Origin of the sequence: Cellvibrio chitinivorans (assembly GCF_035117775.1) — a bacterium.
GTDB lineage: Bacteria > Pseudomonadota > Gammaproteobacteria > Pseudomonadales > Cellvibrionaceae > Cellvibrio > Cellvibrio chitinivorans.
Genome location: NZ_JAYKKN010000002.1, coordinates 608,267 through 627,051 on the forward strand (window position 1 = coordinate 608,267; position 18,785 = coordinate 627,051).

General features: G+C 47.1%; 13 protein-coding genes and 1 tRNA gene. 4 read left to right on the forward strand and 10 right to left on the reverse strand.

Going from position 1 to position 18,785, the window contains the following annotated elements; translation table 11 throughout:
• Positions 1 to 161 precede the first annotated feature (161 nt).
• From SPL68_RS09330 to SPL68_RS09340, 3 genes are all read right to left on the reverse strand, one after another.
• Positions 162 to 869 (reverse strand): hypothetical protein, encoded by a 708-nt coding sequence (locus tag SPL68_RS09330; RefSeq protein WP_323814828.1) that lies wholly within the window; start codon positions 867 to 869, stop codon positions 162 to 164.
• Positions 870 to 944: 75 nt separating this feature from the next.
• Entirely contained in the window at positions 945 to 1,364 is a 420-nt protein-coding gene (locus SPL68_RS09335) for an HIT family protein (RefSeq protein ID WP_323814829.1), read from the reverse strand.
• A 23-nt stretch (positions 1,365 to 1,387) separates the two neighbouring features.
• Entirely contained in the window at positions 1,388 to 2,230 is an 843-nt protein-coding gene (locus tag SPL68_RS09340; RefSeq protein WP_323814831.1) for a 4-alpha-glucanotransferase, read from the reverse strand.
• 614 nt (positions 2,231 to 2,844) lie between these two features.
• Between SPL68_RS09340 and SPL68_RS09345 the strand changes: the two genes are divergently transcribed.
• Positions 2,845 to 4,692, forward strand: a complete 1,848-nt coding sequence (locus tag SPL68_RS09345; protein WP_323814832.1) for a DEAD/DEAH box helicase — start codon at positions 2,845 to 2,847, stop codon at positions 4,690 to 4,692.
• Positions 4,693 to 4,754: 62 nt separating this feature from the next.
• Here the strand turns inward: SPL68_RS09345 and SPL68_RS09350 are convergent, their stop codons facing one another.
• From SPL68_RS09350 to rapA, 3 genes are all read right to left on the reverse strand, one after another.
• Positions 4,755 to 5,528 carry a hypothetical protein gene (locus tag SPL68_RS09350; RefSeq protein ID WP_323814833.1) on the reverse strand — a complete coding sequence of 258 codons (774 nt, stop codon included), beginning with the start codon at positions 5,526 to 5,528 and terminating at the stop codon, positions 4,755 to 4,757.
• Positions 5,529 to 5,615: 87 nt separating this feature from the next.
• Entirely contained in the window at positions 5,616 to 5,897 is a 282-nt protein-coding gene (locus SPL68_RS09355) for a hypothetical protein (protein WP_323814834.1), read from the reverse strand.
• A gap of 19 nt (positions 5,898 to 5,916) precedes the next feature.
• Complete coding sequence (gene rapA, locus SPL68_RS09360) at positions 5,917 to 8,877, reverse strand: RNA polymerase-associated protein RapA (protein WP_323814835.1); 2,961 nt, start codon at positions 8,875 to 8,877, stop codon at positions 5,917 to 5,919.
• Positions 8,878 to 9,021: 144 nt separating this feature from the next.
• Here rapA and SPL68_RS09365 point away from each other — a divergent pair, with 144 nt between their 5' ends.
• Positions 9,022 to 9,951, forward strand: a complete 930-nt coding sequence (locus SPL68_RS09365; protein ID WP_323814836.1) for a D-hexose-6-phosphate mutarotase — start codon at positions 9,022 to 9,024, stop codon at positions 9,949 to 9,951.
• Between the two features lie 83 nt (positions 9,952 to 10,034).
• On the opposite strand, the gene SPL68_RS09370 is transcribed toward SPL68_RS09365, so the two are convergent.
• Positions 10,035 to 11,549, reverse strand: a complete 1,515-nt coding sequence (locus SPL68_RS09370) for a tryptophan halogenase family protein (RefSeq protein ID WP_323814837.1) — start codon at positions 11,547 to 11,549, stop codon at positions 10,035 to 10,037.
• A gap of 121 nt (positions 11,550 to 11,670) precedes the next feature.
• Entirely contained in the window at positions 11,671 to 14,421 is a 2,751-nt protein-coding gene (locus tag SPL68_RS09375; protein WP_323814838.1) for a TonB-dependent receptor, read from the reverse strand.
• A 206-nt stretch (positions 14,422 to 14,627) separates the two neighbouring features.
• Here SPL68_RS09375 and SPL68_RS09380 point away from each other — a divergent pair.
• A tRNA-Arg gene (locus SPL68_RS09380) sits at positions 14,628 to 14,704 on the forward strand.
• A 19-nt stretch (positions 14,705 to 14,723) separates the two neighbouring features.
• Here the strand turns inward: SPL68_RS09380 and SPL68_RS09385 are convergent.
• Complete coding sequence (locus SPL68_RS09385; protein WP_323814839.1) at positions 14,724 to 15,275, reverse strand: NUDIX hydrolase; 552 nt, start codon at positions 15,273 to 15,275, stop codon at positions 14,724 to 14,726.
• 138 nt (positions 15,276 to 15,413) lie between these two features.
• On the opposite strand from SPL68_RS09385, the gene SPL68_RS09390 reads away from it, so the two are divergent.
• Complete coding sequence (locus SPL68_RS09390) at positions 15,414 to 16,124, forward strand: 16S rRNA (uracil(1498)-N(3))-methyltransferase (RefSeq protein WP_323814840.1); 711 nt, start codon at positions 15,414 to 15,416, stop codon at positions 16,122 to 16,124.
• Positions 16,125 to 16,186: 62 nt separating this feature from the next.
• On the opposite strand, the gene SPL68_RS09395 is transcribed toward SPL68_RS09390, so the two are convergent.
• Entirely contained in the window at positions 16,187 to 18,643 is a 2,457-nt protein-coding gene (locus SPL68_RS09395; protein ID WP_323814841.1) for a putative bifunctional diguanylate cyclase/phosphodiesterase, read from the reverse strand.
• Positions 18,644 to 18,785: the final 142 nt, after the last annotated feature.

Genomic DNA, 18,785 nt, shown 5'->3' on the forward strand with positions numbered 1-18,785 from the left:
AGGTTACCTAAACCACCTAAAAGCCCAGAAAGCTGCCAGTTCGGTTTAACGGGTGAAGTGAACCCTAAGCTAAAACAGAGGGTTTTATTTAGTAAGAAAGGGTCAGAAATAACCCAAAAATGAATCGCACAGAGAGGAGAAAATCGACTTTTTGAGCAGCGCTAATCTTTGAGATACCAATCATCGCGGTAGGTTTTGACCATATCGGGATACAACACCGTCATCACAGTAGCGATAAGGCCATTCACAAAACCTTCGGGGAAAGTCATCAACACGAAAACAATAAAGTGTTCGATTGTTGTCGTCAGCTGAACTTCGCTACCGGTAATTGCGAACAATAAAAGCGCAGCAAGCCCCAGCCAAATACAACTGACCATAGCGCCAAAAAAGCCGACACCCCAGAAATAGGTAAACGGGTTTTTAAACTTCCAGCGATCAACTAGCCAGAGCACACACCACGCCCAACCCACAGGTACAGCGACACTCAAACAAAAATCTACCGGTAGCGTCATCAGGTTAAACTGCGCAACGGCGACATCCCAATCCACGCGCAGGGCATGCATGGGTATTTGATAAAACTCCAACGCCACCAAAGCCAGAGCACCAATCACAGTGGCAAGGCTCCAGCCAAACACCATAGTCGTAACTGTCATCAGCAATGGATGTATCGCCAGAGTATCGCGTATCGACACCTGCAACAGCCACAAGAGTGCGAGCGCCAAAATAGTGGCAAACAAGACGTGTTGACGGGGCTGACTAGCAAGCACCTGCTGCCAAGGAGCGTGGCGAATTGCCAATAATAAAATTGGCAGCGCGATGACGGTAGAGAGCCAAAACAGCAGCGGATTTGGAGAAATTAATAAATTCATGGCTCTTGCAATAATGGTTCTTGCAATAAAAGCCCGAAGAGAATTTCGGGCTGCGCTTGTAGCAAAGTGTGTAGATTAGATATTCGCCTCGACAAAGCCCTGCTCCACCAATACGGTACGAATTTTTTCTGCTGTTTGTTTAAGCACAGCGCCATCAGCGCTTTTGGCAAAGGCAAAACTCAAATCATCCATCGAATCCATCGGCACCAAATGAATATGGGTGTGCGGCACTTCAAGCCCAGCAATCATCAAACCGACACGAGTTGCGGGATATGCCACTTTTAGTCCATTGGCGATTTTGTGACTGACTTGCATTAAATGTGCAGCTAGATCTACTGGCAAATCACTCCACTGATCAATTTCTTCGCGCGGAATAACTAACACATGCCCTTCGCGGATAGGTTGAATGGTCAAAAAAGCGACTGCTTTATCGTCTTTCCATACAAAATTTCCGGGGATTTTTCCTTCCATAATCATGGTAAATACACTTGCCATAACGCACTCCTGAATCGGTTGAATTAATAAACAGCAACACCGCGGCGCAGCAGTTCGCGCGCCAGTGTGTCATCGACTTGATGAATATTTTCATCGCGAAATTCCAGGTAATCAACTTTGTGCTTTTTATAGGCTTGGTTTTTTGCCAGCTCATTGCCGATCATTTGCGCACGATTTTTTTCCTGCGCCAATTCATCTGCCCAGCACTCAATGCACAGCTCTGCATCCGGGACATAAAAATCCGCAATGGCTGAATCCTGCTCCCAGTTCAAGGCGTAATTGCGCGCATGGATAACGCGAGTGAGGTAAAGCCAGTTGTTGATTCTGCGCTGCATGGCATTGTTGACGCTGTGGCCATCGAGCGCTGTTTGCCCATCCAAACCTTCATCGCCAGTAATTTGCATGATGAACGCGATAAGCTCTGGCTCGTCCAGAATTGTCTCTGGCCAAGTTACAAATGGAATTCCTGACTCCGCCTCTTGCTGTTGTCCGCCCAATGCTTTTCCTTTTGGCGATAGCAACCAACCGCGAATATGTTTTTTAATCAGCCCCTTCTCAGCTAAAAGTAAATTCACTAAGCGCGCGGGAAGATTCCATTTATGCGCAAGATTAGTCGCGCTCAGCGGCGCCTCGGGTAAAAGCTTTAATAAAGGGTGATTCTGGATCGATTCAGGCCAAGCGATGTATTCACCGTATTTGGGGTGATTGACATAAATCCCACCCTCGAACTTGCCCTTCTCGGTCAGTTGCCAATGGTTATCGACCTTGACGATCCAGCCACCGCTGGTCAGCAGGATAAACAGCTCTTTGCTTTCTTTATTAATCAGTCGCGCCAGCGCCGTGGTCGAAATGTGTCGTTCAGTCATAGCGAATTCCTTATGAAGGATGCGAGTGTAAACCCCGTCACCCGTAACAACCAGAGTCCGATTAATCATTCCAATCAACAACATGGCCTTATGCTGATTTATCGATAAAACACGCAGACTTAGCACCATTTTGCGATGCAATTCAAATTTCACTGGCCTTAAAAGCCACAAGCCTCTATACTCCGCGCACTTTCAGTAACCCCCCTCTCTTGATCGTGAATGTCTTGCCCTGGGGTGATGCTGATATGCAATCGGTTATGTGAATAATTTATTCACGGATTGCAACAGATCTGCCTGACAGATTACGCGGGAATTCGTTGATTTAATCGCTTTTTACGACTGCCTTTACTTGATACCAAGTGTGCCCTGACTCTCTGAGTTATCACTGCGCGCAGCCGAACCCTGTATGTAGACTTCATACGTGTAGCGATCCGATCATCGCCCCCACTTTATTGTGCTTGCCCATTCACTGTTGCCAATGTGTATTCGGCAATGTTTTCGCAAGCACCCATTAAAAAACCAATAAAAATCACATCGTAAAAAGACGGATACGGCAACTCGCTGTTATCACGTAATTTTGCGTGCGATTTTTATGTTTAAACACAGGTTATTACATGTCTGAACCTATTTTGTTTTCCGATTTAGCCCTCTCTGAACCCGTAATGCGCGCCATCCAAAAAGTTGGCTACGAGCAGCCATCTCCCATTCAAGCAGCAGCAATTCCTGTTCTGCTCGGCGGTGGCGATATTCTCGGTATGGCTCAGACCGGCACCGGTAAAACAGCGGCGTTTGCATTGCCTTTGTTGTCGCGCATCGACATCAATCAAGCCGAACCACAAATTCTGGTATTGGCGCCAACCCGCGAACTCGCGATTCAGGTAGCTGAAGCCTTCCAAAAATACGCCAGCGAAATTCCCGGCTTCCATGTTCTGCCAATTTACGGCGGTCAGGATATGACTAGCCAGTTGCGTCAATTAAAGCGCGGTGCGCACGTTGTTGTTGGTACCCCCGGTCGTGTTATGGATCACCTTCGCCGCGGCAGCCTCAACCTGAACAACCTGAAAAGTTTGGTTCTCGATGAAGCAGATGAAATGCTGCGCATGGGCTTTATCGATGATGTTGAGTGGATTCTTGAGCACACGCCATCAGAGCGCCAAACCGCACTTTTCTCTGCCACCATGCCGCGCGAAATTCGCAAAGTGTGTGACAACTATTTGCGCGATGCGAAAGAAATCAAAATCGCCAGCACTCAATCTACCGGCGAAAATATCGAACAGGTTTACTGGATGGTTAGCGGCACCAATAAATTGGATGCACTGACTCGTATTCTGGAAGTTGAACCTTTCGACGGCATGATTATTTTCGTGCGCACTAAAACTGCAACCGTTGAACTCGCTGAAAAACTGGAAGCACGCGGTTACTCTGCATCTGCATTGAACGGCGACATGAACCAACAATTGCGTGAGCGCGCGATTGATCGTTTGAAAACCGGCAAATTGGATATCGTCATCGCTACCGACGTAGCCGCACGCGGCATCGACGTAGAGCGCGTAAGCCACGTTGTGAACTATGACATTCCTTACGATAGCGAAGCTTATGTACACCGTATTGGTCGCACTGGCCGTGCTGGCCGCAGTGGTAAAGCAATCCTGTTTGTTGCTCCACGCGAAAAACGCTTGCTCTACACCATCGAAAAGGCAACCAAAAAGCCAATTACCTTGATGGAATTGCCAAGCGGCGCGACTGTTACCAAACACCGTATCGATCAATTCACCGCACAAATCACTACCACTTTGGCTGAACAAGCTGATCTGAGTTTCTTTAACGATTTGCTCGCTGAATACAGCCACAAAAATGACGTATCACCAGAGCAAATCGCTTCTGCCCTTGCCTACTTGTTGCAACGTGAACGTCCACTGCAAGTGAAGTTCACCGATGTAAAACCAGAGCGCGGCAGTCGTGATCGCGACGACCGCGGCAATCGCGGCAATCGCGACCGCGATGATCGTGGTGGTCGTGATCGCGGTGGACGTGAAGATCGCCCGCGCCGTGAGCGCGACGAAAATATGGATCGCTACCGCATTGAAGTGGGTCGCAATCACGAAGCGCGCCCGGGTGACATCGTTGGTGCCATCGCAAATGAAGCAGGTATTGAGAGCCGCTACATTGGCCACATCAAATTGCACGATGAATTCTCTACTGTCGATCTGCCCGTAGGTATTTCTAAAGATGTGATCGCCAAACTGAAAAAAGTGCGCGTGCGTAATCGCCCACTGGAAATCACTTTGGATACCGGCCCACGCGGTGGCGATGATTTTGGTCGCAAGCAAAAGCGTGACTTTGGTCCAAGAGATGGCGGCTCACGTGAAGGCGGTTACCGCGGAGATGGCAATCGTGACAAGCCTCGTTTTGGTGAGCGCGACGGCAAAAAAACCAGCTTTCGCCCGAAAAAATCTGACTAATTTATTTGATTAAATCGGATTGCTTCAAAACCAAAAAAGCCATGGCAATCGTCATGGCTTTTTTATTTAAAGCGCGCTTTCACTTCCTGATTAACGCGATCCATCATTTGCTCAGATTCAGTTTTTCCGCCGCAGGACACCATAAACCAATTTTTTGCCTCGCCCTCTTTGGTTAGTGGTGAGCGCAAACATCTACCCCCACCCAAATCAACAATCGTTGCACCCGATGGATCAATATGGCTTTCAAGTCCATCCTTATCCTCTACCCGTTTCAACTTGGGTTTGCTTGCCTCTTCTTGTAAACGCTTACGCAGTTCGGGGTGAAATACATTTGCTGCAATATCACCCGGAGGAGCCGGACTCTGATCTCGCTCAGCAATCGAACTTTGCACAATATCGCGCAGATCATCGGTGGTTAATGGTTGGATTACACGAACTTTGGCTTCTCTTAAAGGCTCCGCCTCAGAGCGAGTAGATAATACTGGTTGGATAGCCTCAGACTCATCAGAAGTGACTAGATTTTTTTCATCCGCTGTCGACACAGAAGAATCTTCAGTAAGCGCCTTTGGCTCCGCTTTTAATTTAATCGGTGGAGCAACAATCTGTTTTAACTCGACAAACAATCGAGTGCTTTGTTGTAGCGGAGCTTCGAGACGGGAATGGCGCAACTGGATTATTAGCAGTAACGCGTGGACAGCAATAGAAATTACAAACGCGACCAATAACACATTGGAAAATTGACGCTTGGTGACAGCAAGTTCGGGCAAAACCTTGTCGCCGACTTGGGATTGCAGAAAGGAATAATCGACTTCCTTGAGGGGAAAATCAGCCAACATACGTGTGAGCCTGAATTTGGTTATTAAATAGCGACCAAATCTAGACTCACAGGCTGATTAAAAGTTCAGCAATAGATGATTTGCAAATTACTCATCAAACATTTGAATCATGTAACCATCTTTAAGCGCTTCAGCCATTGCCTTGTCGGCAGCAACTACGCGTGGATCACTGGTGAGATTGCTCGGTACAAGTTTGCGGTTTTCAATATCGATATCGACAAAACCGGCGCGCATTAAATACAGCTTGCACAAATGCTCAGCACCGAATAAATCCTTAAAGTTGATGTACACAATAAAAGGCACCATTTGACCTTCTTTAATATCATCGAAGGCTTTTTTCGCGCGGCCATTGGCAGAGAAAATATACATACACTTGCTCCCTTAAGAATTAGATTGTCATAACAACGCGCAACGCGTCCAAACGGATTTTTGCTTGCCCAAGGAAGTGCAAACTGGCGGCCAAACGTTGCTGCAAATAATCAATTTCTTCCTGGCGCACATTCGGGTTCACTTCTTTCAGCGCTTTCATGCGCGCCAGCTCGCCACTTAATTGCTCACTCACTTTCGCTTGCGCTTCAGCAACCAATTCAGATTGTTTTGCCGCCGTAATTTCTTCCGCTTTTTGCACCATAGTCGTCAAGGTTGGGCGGGCGTGACGTACCAAGTCCTGCGCATTGTTACGCGGCACTTTTTGCAACAGCTTACTCAATTGCGTAATACCAAGTACTGCGGACAAATCCTTGCCTTTGTCATCCAGCAATACGCGCAACAGTGATTGCGGCATGTAACGGAACAATTGCAACTCGGCGGGCGCGGGGCAATGCAATACAAACAAGGCTTCCAACATAAGTGTGCCCGGCTTGAGTGGTGGCAACTTCAATGTACAAAACGCCGTATTACCAAATTCACTGAGCGAAATTAAATCCTGCGCACCGCGCACCAGTGGATGCTCCCAGGTCATAAACTGAATATCTTCACGCGATAGCGCCTGCCGACGATCATAAGTTATCGTCATGCCGTCTTCCGGCAGTCCAGGAAATTCCTCAAGGCGCATATGATCACTGGGATGCAACACCAAACTTTTTTCGCTGTGTTTTTCATGGTCGATGCCGAAGCTGTCAAACACTTGCTCCATATAATCAGGTAGTGCACTGCTAAGATCATTTTCGATAAGCGCATCAACCAGCGCCTCCGCTTGCGCAGGTTTACAGGAGTTCAGCTCCAATAAGCGATCACGCCCCTGTTGTAACTGCGCAACCAATTCAGCGGCGAAACTTTGTGTTTCACCCAGCAACTGATCAAAGTCTTGATCATCATTGCCCACCAATGCTGGCAATAATGCTTCCGCAAATTTCACATAGGCTGCCTGCCCTATCGCGCAGGTTTTTTCAAATGCGTTCAGCCCTTGGTGATACCACTCCATGAGCTTTTGCTGAGCGGTATCTTCGTAGTAAGGCACATGAATATTGACAGTCGCCGTTTGGCCGATACGATCCAAACGTCCGATGCGCTGCTCTAACAAATCCGGATTGGTTGGCAAATCAAACAACACCAAATCCTGCGCGAATTGGAAGTTGCGCCCTTCACTACCGATCTCCGAACAGAGCAGCACCTGAGCACCGTCTTCCGCTTCGGCAAAGTAAGCTGCTGCACGGTCGCGTTCAATCAAGCTCAAACCTTCATGGAATACCGCAGTAGTTAAACCTTTGCGCAAGCGCAAATATTCTTCAATCGATTGTGCAGAGTCGGCATTGGCGCAAATCACCAATACTTTTTTGCGACGATGTTGACGCAGCCATTCGGCAAGCCAAGTTACGCGCGGATCTTGCAACCACCAATCCGCTTCGGTTTTTTGCTGCCAATATTGCTCAGCACAAATTTGTGTTGATAACGGCTGCTCAAGTAGTGCGATTAAATCTTCATCTTCCAGCTCTAAGGCATGAGCCTGTAATTTACGCTCGGGGAAACCGCTAACAGAATTACGGGTGTTACGGAAAAGTACACGACCAGTGCCATGGCGATCCAACAAGTAATGAATTGCAGTATCAATCGCTTCGCCCAAGCTTTGACTCTCTGCTTGTGCTTGCAACTCTTTAATGGTTTCACTTGGCAAATAATCGCCCAGTGCTTTCACCGAGCTTGCAGAAATTTTTCCACTTTCATCGCTACGCTCTTGCAAGAGTTCTTGCACTAAAGTGTTTAATGGCTGATAGGCTTTTTGTTCAGCGATAAATTTTTCCAAATCGTAATAGCGATCTGGATCAAGCAAGCGCAAACGCGCAAAATGGCTTTCCACACCCAACTGTTCGGGTGTTGCGGTAAGCAGTAATAAACCTTTGGATTTTTTCGCCAAACCTTCAATGCAGGTGTAAGCCTTGCTCGGCTTCTTTTCACTCCATTGTAAGTGATGCGCTTCATCGACCAACAGTAAATCCCACTCGGCAGCGACTGCTTGTTCGTAGCGATAATTATTTTTGGTCAAAAAGTCCAGCGAGCAAATAACTAGCTGTGCAGTTTCAAACGGGTTATTGGTATCGCTTGATGGTTCGACAGTTTCTTTAAAATCATCTTCAAAGTCATCGACATAATCGATTGATTCTTCAACACTATCCAGTCCCACCAACGCATTGCAGCGCGCTTCATCGAGCAACGTAAATGCAAGATTAAAACGGCGCAGCATTTCTACCAGCCATTGATGTTGCAAACTTGCAGGCACCACGATCAATGCACGCTGTACGCGGCCACTCATTAATTGTTGATGCAACACCAGACCGGCTTCGATGGTTTTACCCAAGCCCACTTCATCTGCCAACAAAACGCGCGGCGCATGGCGCTGTGATACTTCGCTCGCGATATACAACTGGTGCGGCAACAACTGCACACGCGGCCCAGCTAAGCCGAACATCGAGGATTGGCGATGTTGATTTTGGTAATGCAGGGTTTGGTAGCGCAGTGTGAAGTGATTGTGCTTATCGATTTGTCCGGCAAACAAACGGTCGCGCGGGGTGCTGAATTGCACAAAGCTATCCAGCTCGAATTCGGGGATTGAAAACTCTTCATTCTCTTTAGTGAGGCCGACGTACATCAGGCAGCCAGCTTGCTCAACAATACGAGTGATCTGGATTTTGGTTCCATCCTGATGGCGAACCTTCTCACCCACCTCGTACTTCACACGACTAACCGGGGCGTTATCTATCGCATAGGTACGGCGCTCACCTGCCGCAGGAAAACTCAAGGTTAAACGGCGATTGGCGACATCCAGAACAATCCCCAACCCCAAATCCGCCTCGGATTCACTAATCCAGCGTTGACCTATAACAAAACCACCAGCTAATTGCGTCTTACTCACTAAAATACCTGCTTACAATTGATCAGAAATGTCGAAAAGGCGCGCATGATACTGTTTTAGGGCACACAAAACCAAAAAATTTGGCTGTTCGCAGCAGGGCTTTTCGATAGAATCCCCGCATTAATCACATAAATGGTAGCCGCTATGCACATCTCCATACCCGATGCCCAAAGCACTCTAAACCTTGAACAATTAGTCGCCAAATCCAGCTTTTTGCGCCTCACCACCAGCAAAGCCCAGTACCCTGACGCCCCCGGCGCTGGTCTGCCTTTATTGGTGGTAGAGACCCCGCTGTGCAGCGCAGTTATCGCCCTACAAGGCGCACATTTGCTCGAATTTAAAACCACCAACGGCGATCCATTGCTCTGGCTGAGTCCAAACTGCGACTTCACCCCCGGCGTTGCACTGCGTGGCGGCGTGCCGCTCTGCTTGCCTTGGTTTGGCGTCAACAAAGCCGACCCAAGCAAACAAAAACACGGTTTTGCGCGCAACAGTTTTTGGGAGTTAGGCGAAGCACGTCAGTTGAGTGATGGTTCTGTCGCGTTGGAGTTTTTGTTCGTCAGCGATGCCAATGACCTATTCCCTTACGATTTTTCCGCCGAGCTGCGCATGGTGCTGGGCAACAGCGCCAAACTCGAACTCACCATCAACAATACCGACACAGAAGATTTTGATTGCAGCTGGGCGATGCACAACTACCACCGCATCAGCTCATTGGCAAATGTACGTGTACTCGGTTTGGCAGAGCGCAAATATTTAGACAACTTCGAAGGCCACGCCGAAAAACATCAATCTGGCGATTTAAGCTTCCCCGGCCCGGTTGATCGCGTATTTCCGGACATCCAAAATTCACTCACTATTCAAAGCTCACCCTCAATTGAAATCACCCACAGCAACTGCCCCAGCGTTGTCACCTGGAATCCGGGCGCAGAAGCAGCGGCAACAATTGCGGATATTGGCGAAGGCAACGAACAGTTTTATATCTGCGTAGAACGCGGTGCGGTACTCGGCGAGCAATGGCATATACCAGCGGGAACCAGTAAAAGTGCATGGATGGAGTTTAAACAGGCTTAACGAATAGGGGCGCGTTGGACTCAGCGCTCCCCTTAGCTTTCCACACCGCTTAGTTTTTCACACATCCTAGCTTTTCACACCGTTTAGCCTTTAGTGACAATAGAATTTAACAGCGAACGCGTGTCAGGCAAGATTGCTAACAACCCCCTTTTCATCCGCTCATTTTCCTGCATAAGCCGCATAAATAAAGCCCGCTCATTATCACTAAAGGAATGCTGAAGTTGTGGTTGAAAACCCATGCCGTACAAAATGTATTGGTAACTCGCGGCAGGAAACACCTCCTCTTTGTACAAAAAATCTTTTTTGTAAGGAACATGGTATCGCCAAAGCTCCATCGATTCTTTTAGCGACTCAGGAATCGTATTCGGGTCCCGGTTGTCTCGCCAAAAAGCGGTATCACGCTCACTTAGCAGGTAGTGCAACTTGAGAAAATCTACAATGCTATTCCAACGATAGGTTTGTAATGCATTAAATCGTTTTTCAACGATCGGCATTACCGATTTGTGTTGCGGCAATTGATCACGGATATAGTTAGCAGCCAACTCCACCATGACCAGCGCAGAAGCTTCCAGCGGTTCGATAAAACCTGCCGCCATGCCTACGGCAACACAATTTTTAATCCAAAATTGATCGCGATACCCACACGGAATTTGTAACTTTCTTGGCGATAATTTTTCAAATCCGCTGCCGACGTACTTGCTCAACGCGAGAACGGCATCATCATCCGACATATGGCGACTGGAATACACATGGCCAATGCCTTTACGGCTTGAAAGCCCTATATCCCATATCCAACCAGCTGACTCAGCTTGAGCAATCGTATAAGGAACAATGGGTGATTCAGCGGATTCATAGGGAGCTTGTACAGCGATGGCTGAATCGATAAAAAGCTGGTCGCTTTTATCGATAAATTTTGCGCCCAGTGTTTCACCCAACAGCAGCGATTTCAGCCCGGAACAATCAATAAATAAGTCCGCTTCAATACGCTGCAGATCAAGAGTTTCAATTGCAGTGATACCCAAATGGTTTTGATGAACTGTATTAATAGTTCCTACCAGATGCTTTACCCCCAAAACATGGGTGCAGTGCCGACGAAGAAAAGTGACGAACTTTCCAGCATCCAGATGGTAACCATAGTTCACATGGGATTTGTAATCTTCCGCATCAGCCGTGCGAGGCGCTCGATTTTTTTCGCATAACAATTCTTGAGTGCAAACTGCATCTGAAAAAGAATTGGTCGATGGATTTGCAGCCCACCATGCCGCGATATTTCGCTCCAGAAATCCAATCGGTAGTGAAAACGGGTGATAAAAAAATTCACGCGCATTGTCCGAGCGCCAGTCAATAAACTTCACGCCTTGCTTAAAGGAAGCATCGCACTCTCTGAAAAAATCCACTTCAGCGATTCGCATATCGCGCAATGTATTGCGCAACGAAGGCCAACTGCCCTCGCCTACACCAATAATAGGTACATCACTTGATTCAAGCAGGGTTATTTCAATTTGTTGGCCGTAGCGAGCCGCAAGAATTCCGGCGGTCAACCAACCGGCGGCGCCTCCGCCCACAATTAAAATGGAGGTAATGTGATCTTCACTCATAAGCATTACAACTATCTGGCAAAATTAAAATGCTGAAAAGCAGCACCCAAAAGTACAGCGCGAGCTAAACGCAAAAAGGCCATTACGAGAATGGCCTTTTTGTTACGAACGCGGGTGAAAATTAGAAGCTTGCTCTCACACCCAACGCATAGCGACCAACACCTTCACCTGAGTAGAACATATGATTATTTTCCCTGCCGTGAATACGTGAACCCTCTTCGGTCACGTTAATCCCCTCAAGGAAAAGGCTGACGTTATCGGTCAGGTCATAGCTCACGGTGAGATCCACCTGCGAATAATCTTCCACTACAACAGGCTCATTACTTGTGCTGGAATAATAGTATTGGAAGCCTCGAATAAATGAATCTCTCCAGTTGTAAGCGATACGAATTTGGAAGGGACCATTTTCATAGAAGCCGATCAAGTTTGCCGAGTCACTTACACCAACAACGGCATCAGCTTTAGGCACCTCGCCCAATGGTGTATCAAAATCGTATTCCGGATCAGCAAACACAAAAGTCGCGTTCGCAATTACGCCGAAACCAGAGTCACCGAAAATGTGCTGCCCGCCAACCTCAATACCACTCACCTTTTTGGTGTCGAGGTTGCGTGGACGGCGCATTTCATAGACAACGTCTTGACCGGTTGCCGGGTCGATAACGCCGGTAATGACTTCCGGGGCTGCCTCGGTTACCACAAAGTTATCAATGGATTTTGTGAAGGCGGCGAGAGAAACATAATCAAAATCATTGATGTACCATTCTGCCGACAGGTCAAAGTTGTCGGACATAAACGGTTCAAGATTCGGGTTACCGGCACTACCAATACCCGATTGACCTTCACGAATATCGCCAAAATCACGCGATGAACGCATGTCGGTCAATTCAGGACGAGTAATGGTGCGGGACGCAGCAAAACGAACTGTCACATCTTCCAGCAAGTCGTATTTAACCGAAAGGTTCGGCAGGAATACGTCGTAACCATCGCCATCGGTAAACGGCACGCTTTCAGTGAATTCGCGCACATAGTTTTCACCTTCGACCGCTGGCGGGGTCAGCGATACCAGTGTTCTCTCCAAAGACGTCGACGCAATTTTTGTATCTTCATAACGCACACCTGCAACAAGCGTCAGATCGTGACCGCTAAGATCGAAGAATTTGGTACCTTCCACATAAAACGAGGTGGTCTCTTCGTTAATCACAGACCAATTAGGCTGCAAAACCAATGTTGAAGCGTTCAGGTTTTTCTGCGCGTCTGTCGCAGTCGGGTCTTGTTGCGCATATTGCACCCAGCTGTTAAACGCGAGCGGATCAAACGAGAAATACGCCAAATCACCCAGCACGCCATGATTCATGATTTTAGTTTCATAACCTGCGGCATTGGCTTCTTCCACAGTGCGGAAAAGGCTGGTAGTCGGATCTGCTCCCACCAATGTGTACTTACCTTGCAAACTACCACCGAGCGTTGTTGTGTACTGCTGGATGGTCTTGGTCTGGTCGGTAAACATCGCGCCAGCTTTTATGGTGAAAGTATCTTGAGTGAAGGTGTAATCAAGGCGAGCCTGATCGATTTCATCTTTGCGCGGATCAGAGTAACCGTCGTATTGCCAGATACGTGCATTGGCGATACTGATATCTTCGTTGTCATAAAAATGGCTGGCAACGTCATCGCGCACTTCAAACGTGAAGGATAGCGGCGCAGCTTGTACATCTGAGCGACTGATATTTTTTTGTCCATCCGGCTGAGCTTCCGCGGTGGACTGACTGTAGGCAATGACCAGGTTGGATGAGTCTGTGATATCCCAGTTCGCTTCAATACCGGTAGTCAAACCAACTTCCTGAGTTTCAGGATTATTAACAAAAAAGTCCAAACCAGCATTGGTTACAGTGCGGTTGATGATGGTGCCATTGTCATCAATTTCATATTGTTCGTTATTGCCGTAGCCATACCATGCCGCACTTTCGTACTCCATACCCTCTTGCTGCAAGTCAGAGTATTGCGCATCCACAGTCAAGGTAAAGTTATCAGCAGGTTGATACTGGAAAACCAGACTACCGTTTAAACGCTCGCGGTCGAACTCCTGACGGCGAATAACAGTTTGGGTTGGATAAAAATCGACATTCTGAAGATTGCCATTAGCATCAGGCAATTGCAGGTAGGAGCCCAAGGAGGCTGGGCGACGTGAGCGCCAATCCCAACGGCGCTGCTCGGCAGCATCACTTTTATACTCACGCTCCTGATAACTCACCGCAGCAAGAACGCCAAAGATGTCGTTAAAGGTAGTGCTGAAAAGGCCTGATACAGACGGTGTTATTCCATCAACATTGGTTTCGTTCATACCTTTGATAGAGCCGGTTAGCTTGGTTCCCACATCCAACGGACGAGCAGTTTTTACATTAACCGTTGCGCCTATTCCGCCCGATTGAGTAGTCGCGGTTGAGGTTTTATACACTTCAACCCCACTTACCATTTCGGCCGCAACGGTATCGAAGTTGAACCCGCGGCTAGCATTGGCATTAGGCATTTGTCGGCCATTGAGCAACACAGTGTTGAACTGCGGCCCTAGCCCGCGAACCGTGATTTGACGCCCTTCGCCACCGCTACGGTCAATCGACACACCGGTGATGCGCTGTAGCGATTCTGCAAGGTTGGTATCGGGGAATTTACCGATTTCTTCGGAGCTGATTGCGTCCACCACACCGTTAGAGTCACGTTTGGTATCTAACGCACTTTGTAAGCTGGCGCGGTAACCAGTTACTACGACCTCTTCAACCAGTGGATTTTCGTCTTGTGCATGGGCGCCAGTAGCCGCTGCCATGGCCAGGCTAAGTAAACTTATCTGAAATGTAGGGAGAGTGTATTTCGGAGTCATAAGAAATCCTGCTATGTATTTTTATAGATGTCTTTTACTAAACGGCCGTGATTCCGATCCGCTTGGGCATCTTAATGTCTACTTGCACTCTTGTATACAAGCAAAATCATAAATATCCGTAAATAAAACGGTGGATTGACTCATATGAGACACAACAAACTAATTACTTATAAGCAAATTTGCATATAATGCTACCCCATGCAAAAGTCCCTGTAGCTCAGCTGTATAGAGCGGGCTCCTCCTAAGAGTCAGGTCGGGGGTTAGAATCCCTCCAGGGACGCCATTGCACGGCTATCAAAAAACTACTCGATCCCCTTAATAAAGCCCTTCAATTTGGCGATGCCATAAGCATTAACGCTGGTCGCATCTTTTATCTCGCCAGATAAAATCATTGTTTCAAACTCTTCGATACTGACGCGTTTGGAAATTAATCCCTCCTCTTCTGCATCCAATTGCATCGAATCAAGCTCCAACTCTGTTGCCAAATAAATGTGGTAGCCCTGCGTGGAGTAACCATAAGCCAGAAATTGATGACCAAGATACGTCATGCGATTTGCAACTAAACCTGTTTCTTCCCGCAGTTCACCTGCCGCTACCAATAAGTGATCGGCCTCAGCATTTTCCTCCCATGATCCTTGCGGCAACTCCCAAAATCGCCCTTCAACCGGGTAGCGGTATTGCTCAACAATATGAATAAAACCCTCATGTACCGGCAAGATCACCACAAAATCCGGCTTTTCAACTACACCAAAAATACCTTCAGCACCACTCGCTCGTTTGATTTTGTCCTCTCGTATCGTCATCCATTTATTTTTATAAACCTGCTTGGTGTCCAGCGTTTCAATTTCTTTCATTCTGCTACTCCTGAAAAAAGCCCAACTGAAAAATTCCAATTGAAAAAAACCAACTGAAAATGCCCGACTAAAAATATTAGGCAGATAATAATAGCCATGCTCTAATACTCACCTATCCGCTTACTTTACCGCTCTATTATGAACATCATTTTATTATCGCCCGTTGACTTACTTTCCGATAATCGCGCTTGTATCAAAAATCCGCGCCAGCTTGAGCACATCAAACAAGTACATGGCGCGACCTTGGGCGACAAATTAAAAATTGGATTGATCAACGGCAGTCTCGGTAGCGGATTGATTACCGACATGCATGATGATGCTATTTATCTGGATATTGAATTGCAGCAAGCGCCACCGAAACCACTGCCACTGACCTTGGTGCTTGGTTTACCTCGACCAAAAATGATGCGTCGTATTTTGCAAACTATCGCCACACTCGGTGTGAAAGAATTGCACTTGATCAATTCGTATCGTGTAGAAAAAAGTTATTGGCAGACACCGTTTCTGGAAGAACAAAGTATTTACGATCAGTTAATTCTAGGGCTGGAACAGGGGTGCGATACGCAATTACCGCGCGTGCACTTACACAAACGTTTCAAACCTTTTGTTGAAGATGGATTACCTGCGATTATTGCCAACACGCGTGCATTAGTCGCTCATCCTTACACTCCCATTGCTTGCCCTACTCAGATAGATTACTCACTGACGCTGGCAGTTGGCCCCGAAGGCGGATTTATTCCATACGAAATTGATTTGTTGGAAAAATGCGGATTTGAAGCGGTGCATCTAGGCGAGCGCATTATGCGCGTAGAAACAGCAATCCCTTATTTATTAGGGCGCTTGTTTTAGAGGCGATAGTTTTAAGAGATATTTTTAAAAGCGCTTTTAAAAAGTTATACGGGCAAGTGCGCTTAAACTTCACTTGCCTGTATTTCATTGGCCAGAATGGTTTCAAATTCAGCTACTGCTACAGCCTGACTCGATAAAAACCCTTGGTAATAATCGCAACCAAACGATTTCAAAATCGCCAACTGTTCTGCCTGTTCAACACCTTCTGCAACCAACTTCATATCCAGCAAGCGCCCCATCGTAATGATGGTTTCAACCAATACCCGATCATTGCGGTCTTCAATAATATCGCGCACAAATCCTTTATCGATTTTTAAGGTGCTTACTGGCAATTGTTTAAGATAGCTGATCGATGAATATCCGGTACCGAAATCGTCCAGCGAGAAACTAATACCGCGTTCACTCAATGTTGTCATGGTGACAATTGCATCATCAACACGCTGAATAAGTATCCCCTCGGTAACTTCCATATCAAGTGATGCTGCTGGAATCGGATATTTATCCAGCGTTGCCAATACATCATCCACAAATGCAGCGCGGCGGAACTGACGCGGGCTGATATTAATACTCATCGTCATACCTGACTTCCACAAGCCCGACTGATCCCATTTGACCAGCGTCTTGCAGGCTTCATCCAACACCCACTGCCCTACGTCGATAATCATCCCCGAGGTTTCCAGCACAGGAATAAATTCAACCGGCGGCACCATGCCTTTAACCGGATGATTCCAACGTAATAACGCTTCAGCACCTACTACGCGACCACTGGCAATATCAATCTTGGGCTGATAATAAAGTTCAAATTGGGATTCATCCAAAGCGCGGTGCAAATCGCCTTCCATCGTTAATTGACGGCTAACCTTATCGGCCATTTCTTCATTAAAGAATTCAATGGAATCGCGCCCTTTTTCTTTTACTTGATACATAGCCGTATCGGCATAACGTAAAAGTTCGTGCACAGAATTATTTTTTTCCGGATAAACCACTACGCCCACACTACAGGTCACGCGCAGTTCCATATTGTCGTACATGTAAGGCTGGGAAATAATCGAGCGAATTTTTTCGCTGATCTCACCTGCACGCAAGGCGGCAGTTTCAATATTTTGATCAAGCACCGTGAGCACAACCACAAACTCATCGCCACTTAAGCGAGCAACCAAATCCTCTTCACGCACAGATTGCTGCAATCGCGTTGCAACAACTTCCAATACTTTGTCGCCCACCGGATGGCCGAGTGAATCGTTGATGGTTTTGAATTGATCCAAATCGATAAACAACACCGCACCAAAATAACCGTGGCGCTCTGCTCTGCGCAGTTCATGCTCAAGGCGCTCTACCAATTGCAGGCGATTAGGCAAGCCAGTGAGTGCATCGTGGTGAGCCATAAATTCCATTTTGGCTTGAGCATTTTTACGCTCGGTAATATCCACCGATACAATCAACGCAACTTTTTCATCGTAAAAAGCAAGCGGCATTATGTGAGTCTGCAAAAAAAGTTGCTTGCCAGTTGAAGTGATAAATCGCTCCTCGATCACATCCAACTCTTCGTTACCGCGAATTACACGATAATCATTTTGCAGCATGGTATCTATATCGAAGATGGAATTTTTGAGCAGCTGACGTACATGTAAATTGCGCATCTGCTCCGGGGTATATCCCAGCTCATTGGCGAGCGCTTTGTTGGCAAACAAGTAATATCCTGCAATGTTGCGTGCACCGATCATTACAGGAAGATGATCAATAATCTGGCGCAAATGCTCCTCACTTTTACGCAAAGCTAATTCAACGGCACGACGCTTGGCCAGTGAAAGCTCCACAACATCCAACAATTGATTGGAGCTGGCGATAAGTTGTGAGAGTTCATCTTTACGCTTACTGGGCAACTGAGTGAGGCGATTTACACCAGGATGATCAGGATTGATGTTATTAATTTCGCGCGACAGGCGAACCAGCGGTTTAGTAAGCGTGTAATAAAAAACCACAAACAATAACAATACCAAAAACATGTTGCGCAACAATCCTGTCAATAACGCGGTTTTGGAGCGGCTATAAAATCCTTCCAGCGCCAAATCCATATCGACAGAAAAACGAATACTGCCCGAGGTGCCATCGCTATAACCGGGCAATAATAAGTTGGCCGTGTATTCGCGCGTGTTGTCGGTGATCTTACTGGTGAGCCAGCGGGTTTGGACTTCCGGGCGTGTACTACTGCCTTGGGCAAGCACATTGCCGGTATCGTCGTAAATCACGACTTCATAAATAAAGCCATAACGCAGCAGCCCGTTTACTACTTCGTAGGAAAGCTCATCATCAAGAGTTGATACAGAGCGGACGGCGGGAGGCGTGGCGACTTGAATAACCCGGTCGATCAGTGTTTTGAGTTCTTTTTCCTGATTCAAAAAATCCAAATATAACTGCACCGAACTCAACAAAAAGCTCAGAACAAACGCCAGAATAATGCCGATCTTGGCAAGCTGGAAGGAAATGCCATTAAAGAAAGAAGGCGCTTTGTCTCTCATTGACCTAGGGTTTCCGGCGGACGCTATTCGGTTATTTATAGGGATGGTTATTGCTCAAACTTACGCAAAGCTTTCTTCAAATCACTCAATTTGAGGCAATTTGGTCTGAGTATAGAACAATATGATCTCTGTCACCTAAATC

What these genes read in the sequence shown, in the direction of transcription:
- SPL68_RS09390 (WP_323814840.1), top strand. Translation starts at nt 15,414, where the DNA reads ATGAACATCATTTTATTATCGCCCGTTGACTTACTTTCCGATAATCGC.
- SPL68_RS09355 (WP_323814834.1), bottom strand. Translation starts at nt 5,897, where the DNA reads ATGTATATTTTCTCTGCCAATGGCCGCGCGAAAAAAGCCTTCGATGAT.
- SPL68_RS09395 (WP_323814841.1), bottom strand. Translation starts at nt 18,643, where the DNA reads ATGAGAGACAAAGCGCCTTCTTTCTTTAATGGCATTTCCTTCCAGCTT.
- SPL68_RS09345 (WP_323814832.1), top strand. Translation starts at nt 2,845, where the DNA reads ATGTCTGAACCTATTTTGTTTTCCGATTTAGCCCTCTCTGAACCCGTA.
- SPL68_RS09335 (WP_323814829.1), bottom strand. Translation starts at nt 1,364, where the DNA reads ATGGCAAGTGTATTTACCATGATTATGGAAGGAAAAATCCCCGGAAAT.
- SPL68_RS09370 (WP_323814837.1), bottom strand. Translation starts at nt 11,549, where the DNA reads ATGAGTGAAGATCACATTACCTCCATTTTAATTGTGGGCGGAGGCGCC.
- SPL68_RS09375 (WP_323814838.1), bottom strand. Translation starts at nt 14,421, where the DNA reads ATGACTCCGAAATACACTCTCCCTACATTTCAGATAAGTTTACTTAGC.
- SPL68_RS09330 (WP_323814828.1), bottom strand. Translation starts at nt 869, where the DNA reads ATGAATTTATTAATTTCTCCAAATCCGCTGCTGTTTTGGCTCTCTACC.
- SPL68_RS09350 (WP_323814833.1), bottom strand. Translation starts at nt 5,528, where the DNA reads ATGTTGGCTGATTTTCCCCTCAAGGAAGTCGATTATTCCTTTCTGCAA.
- SPL68_RS09365 (WP_323814836.1), top strand. Translation starts at nt 9,022, where the DNA reads ATGCACATCTCCATACCCGATGCCCAAAGCACTCTAAACCTTGAACAA.
- SPL68_RS09385 (WP_323814839.1), bottom strand. Translation starts at nt 15,275, where the DNA reads ATGAAAGAAATTGAAACGCTGGACACCAAGCAGGTTTATAAAAATAAA.
- SPL68_RS09340 (WP_323814831.1), bottom strand. Translation starts at nt 2,230, where the DNA reads ATGACTGAACGACACATTTCGACCACGGCGCTGGCGCGACTGATTAAT.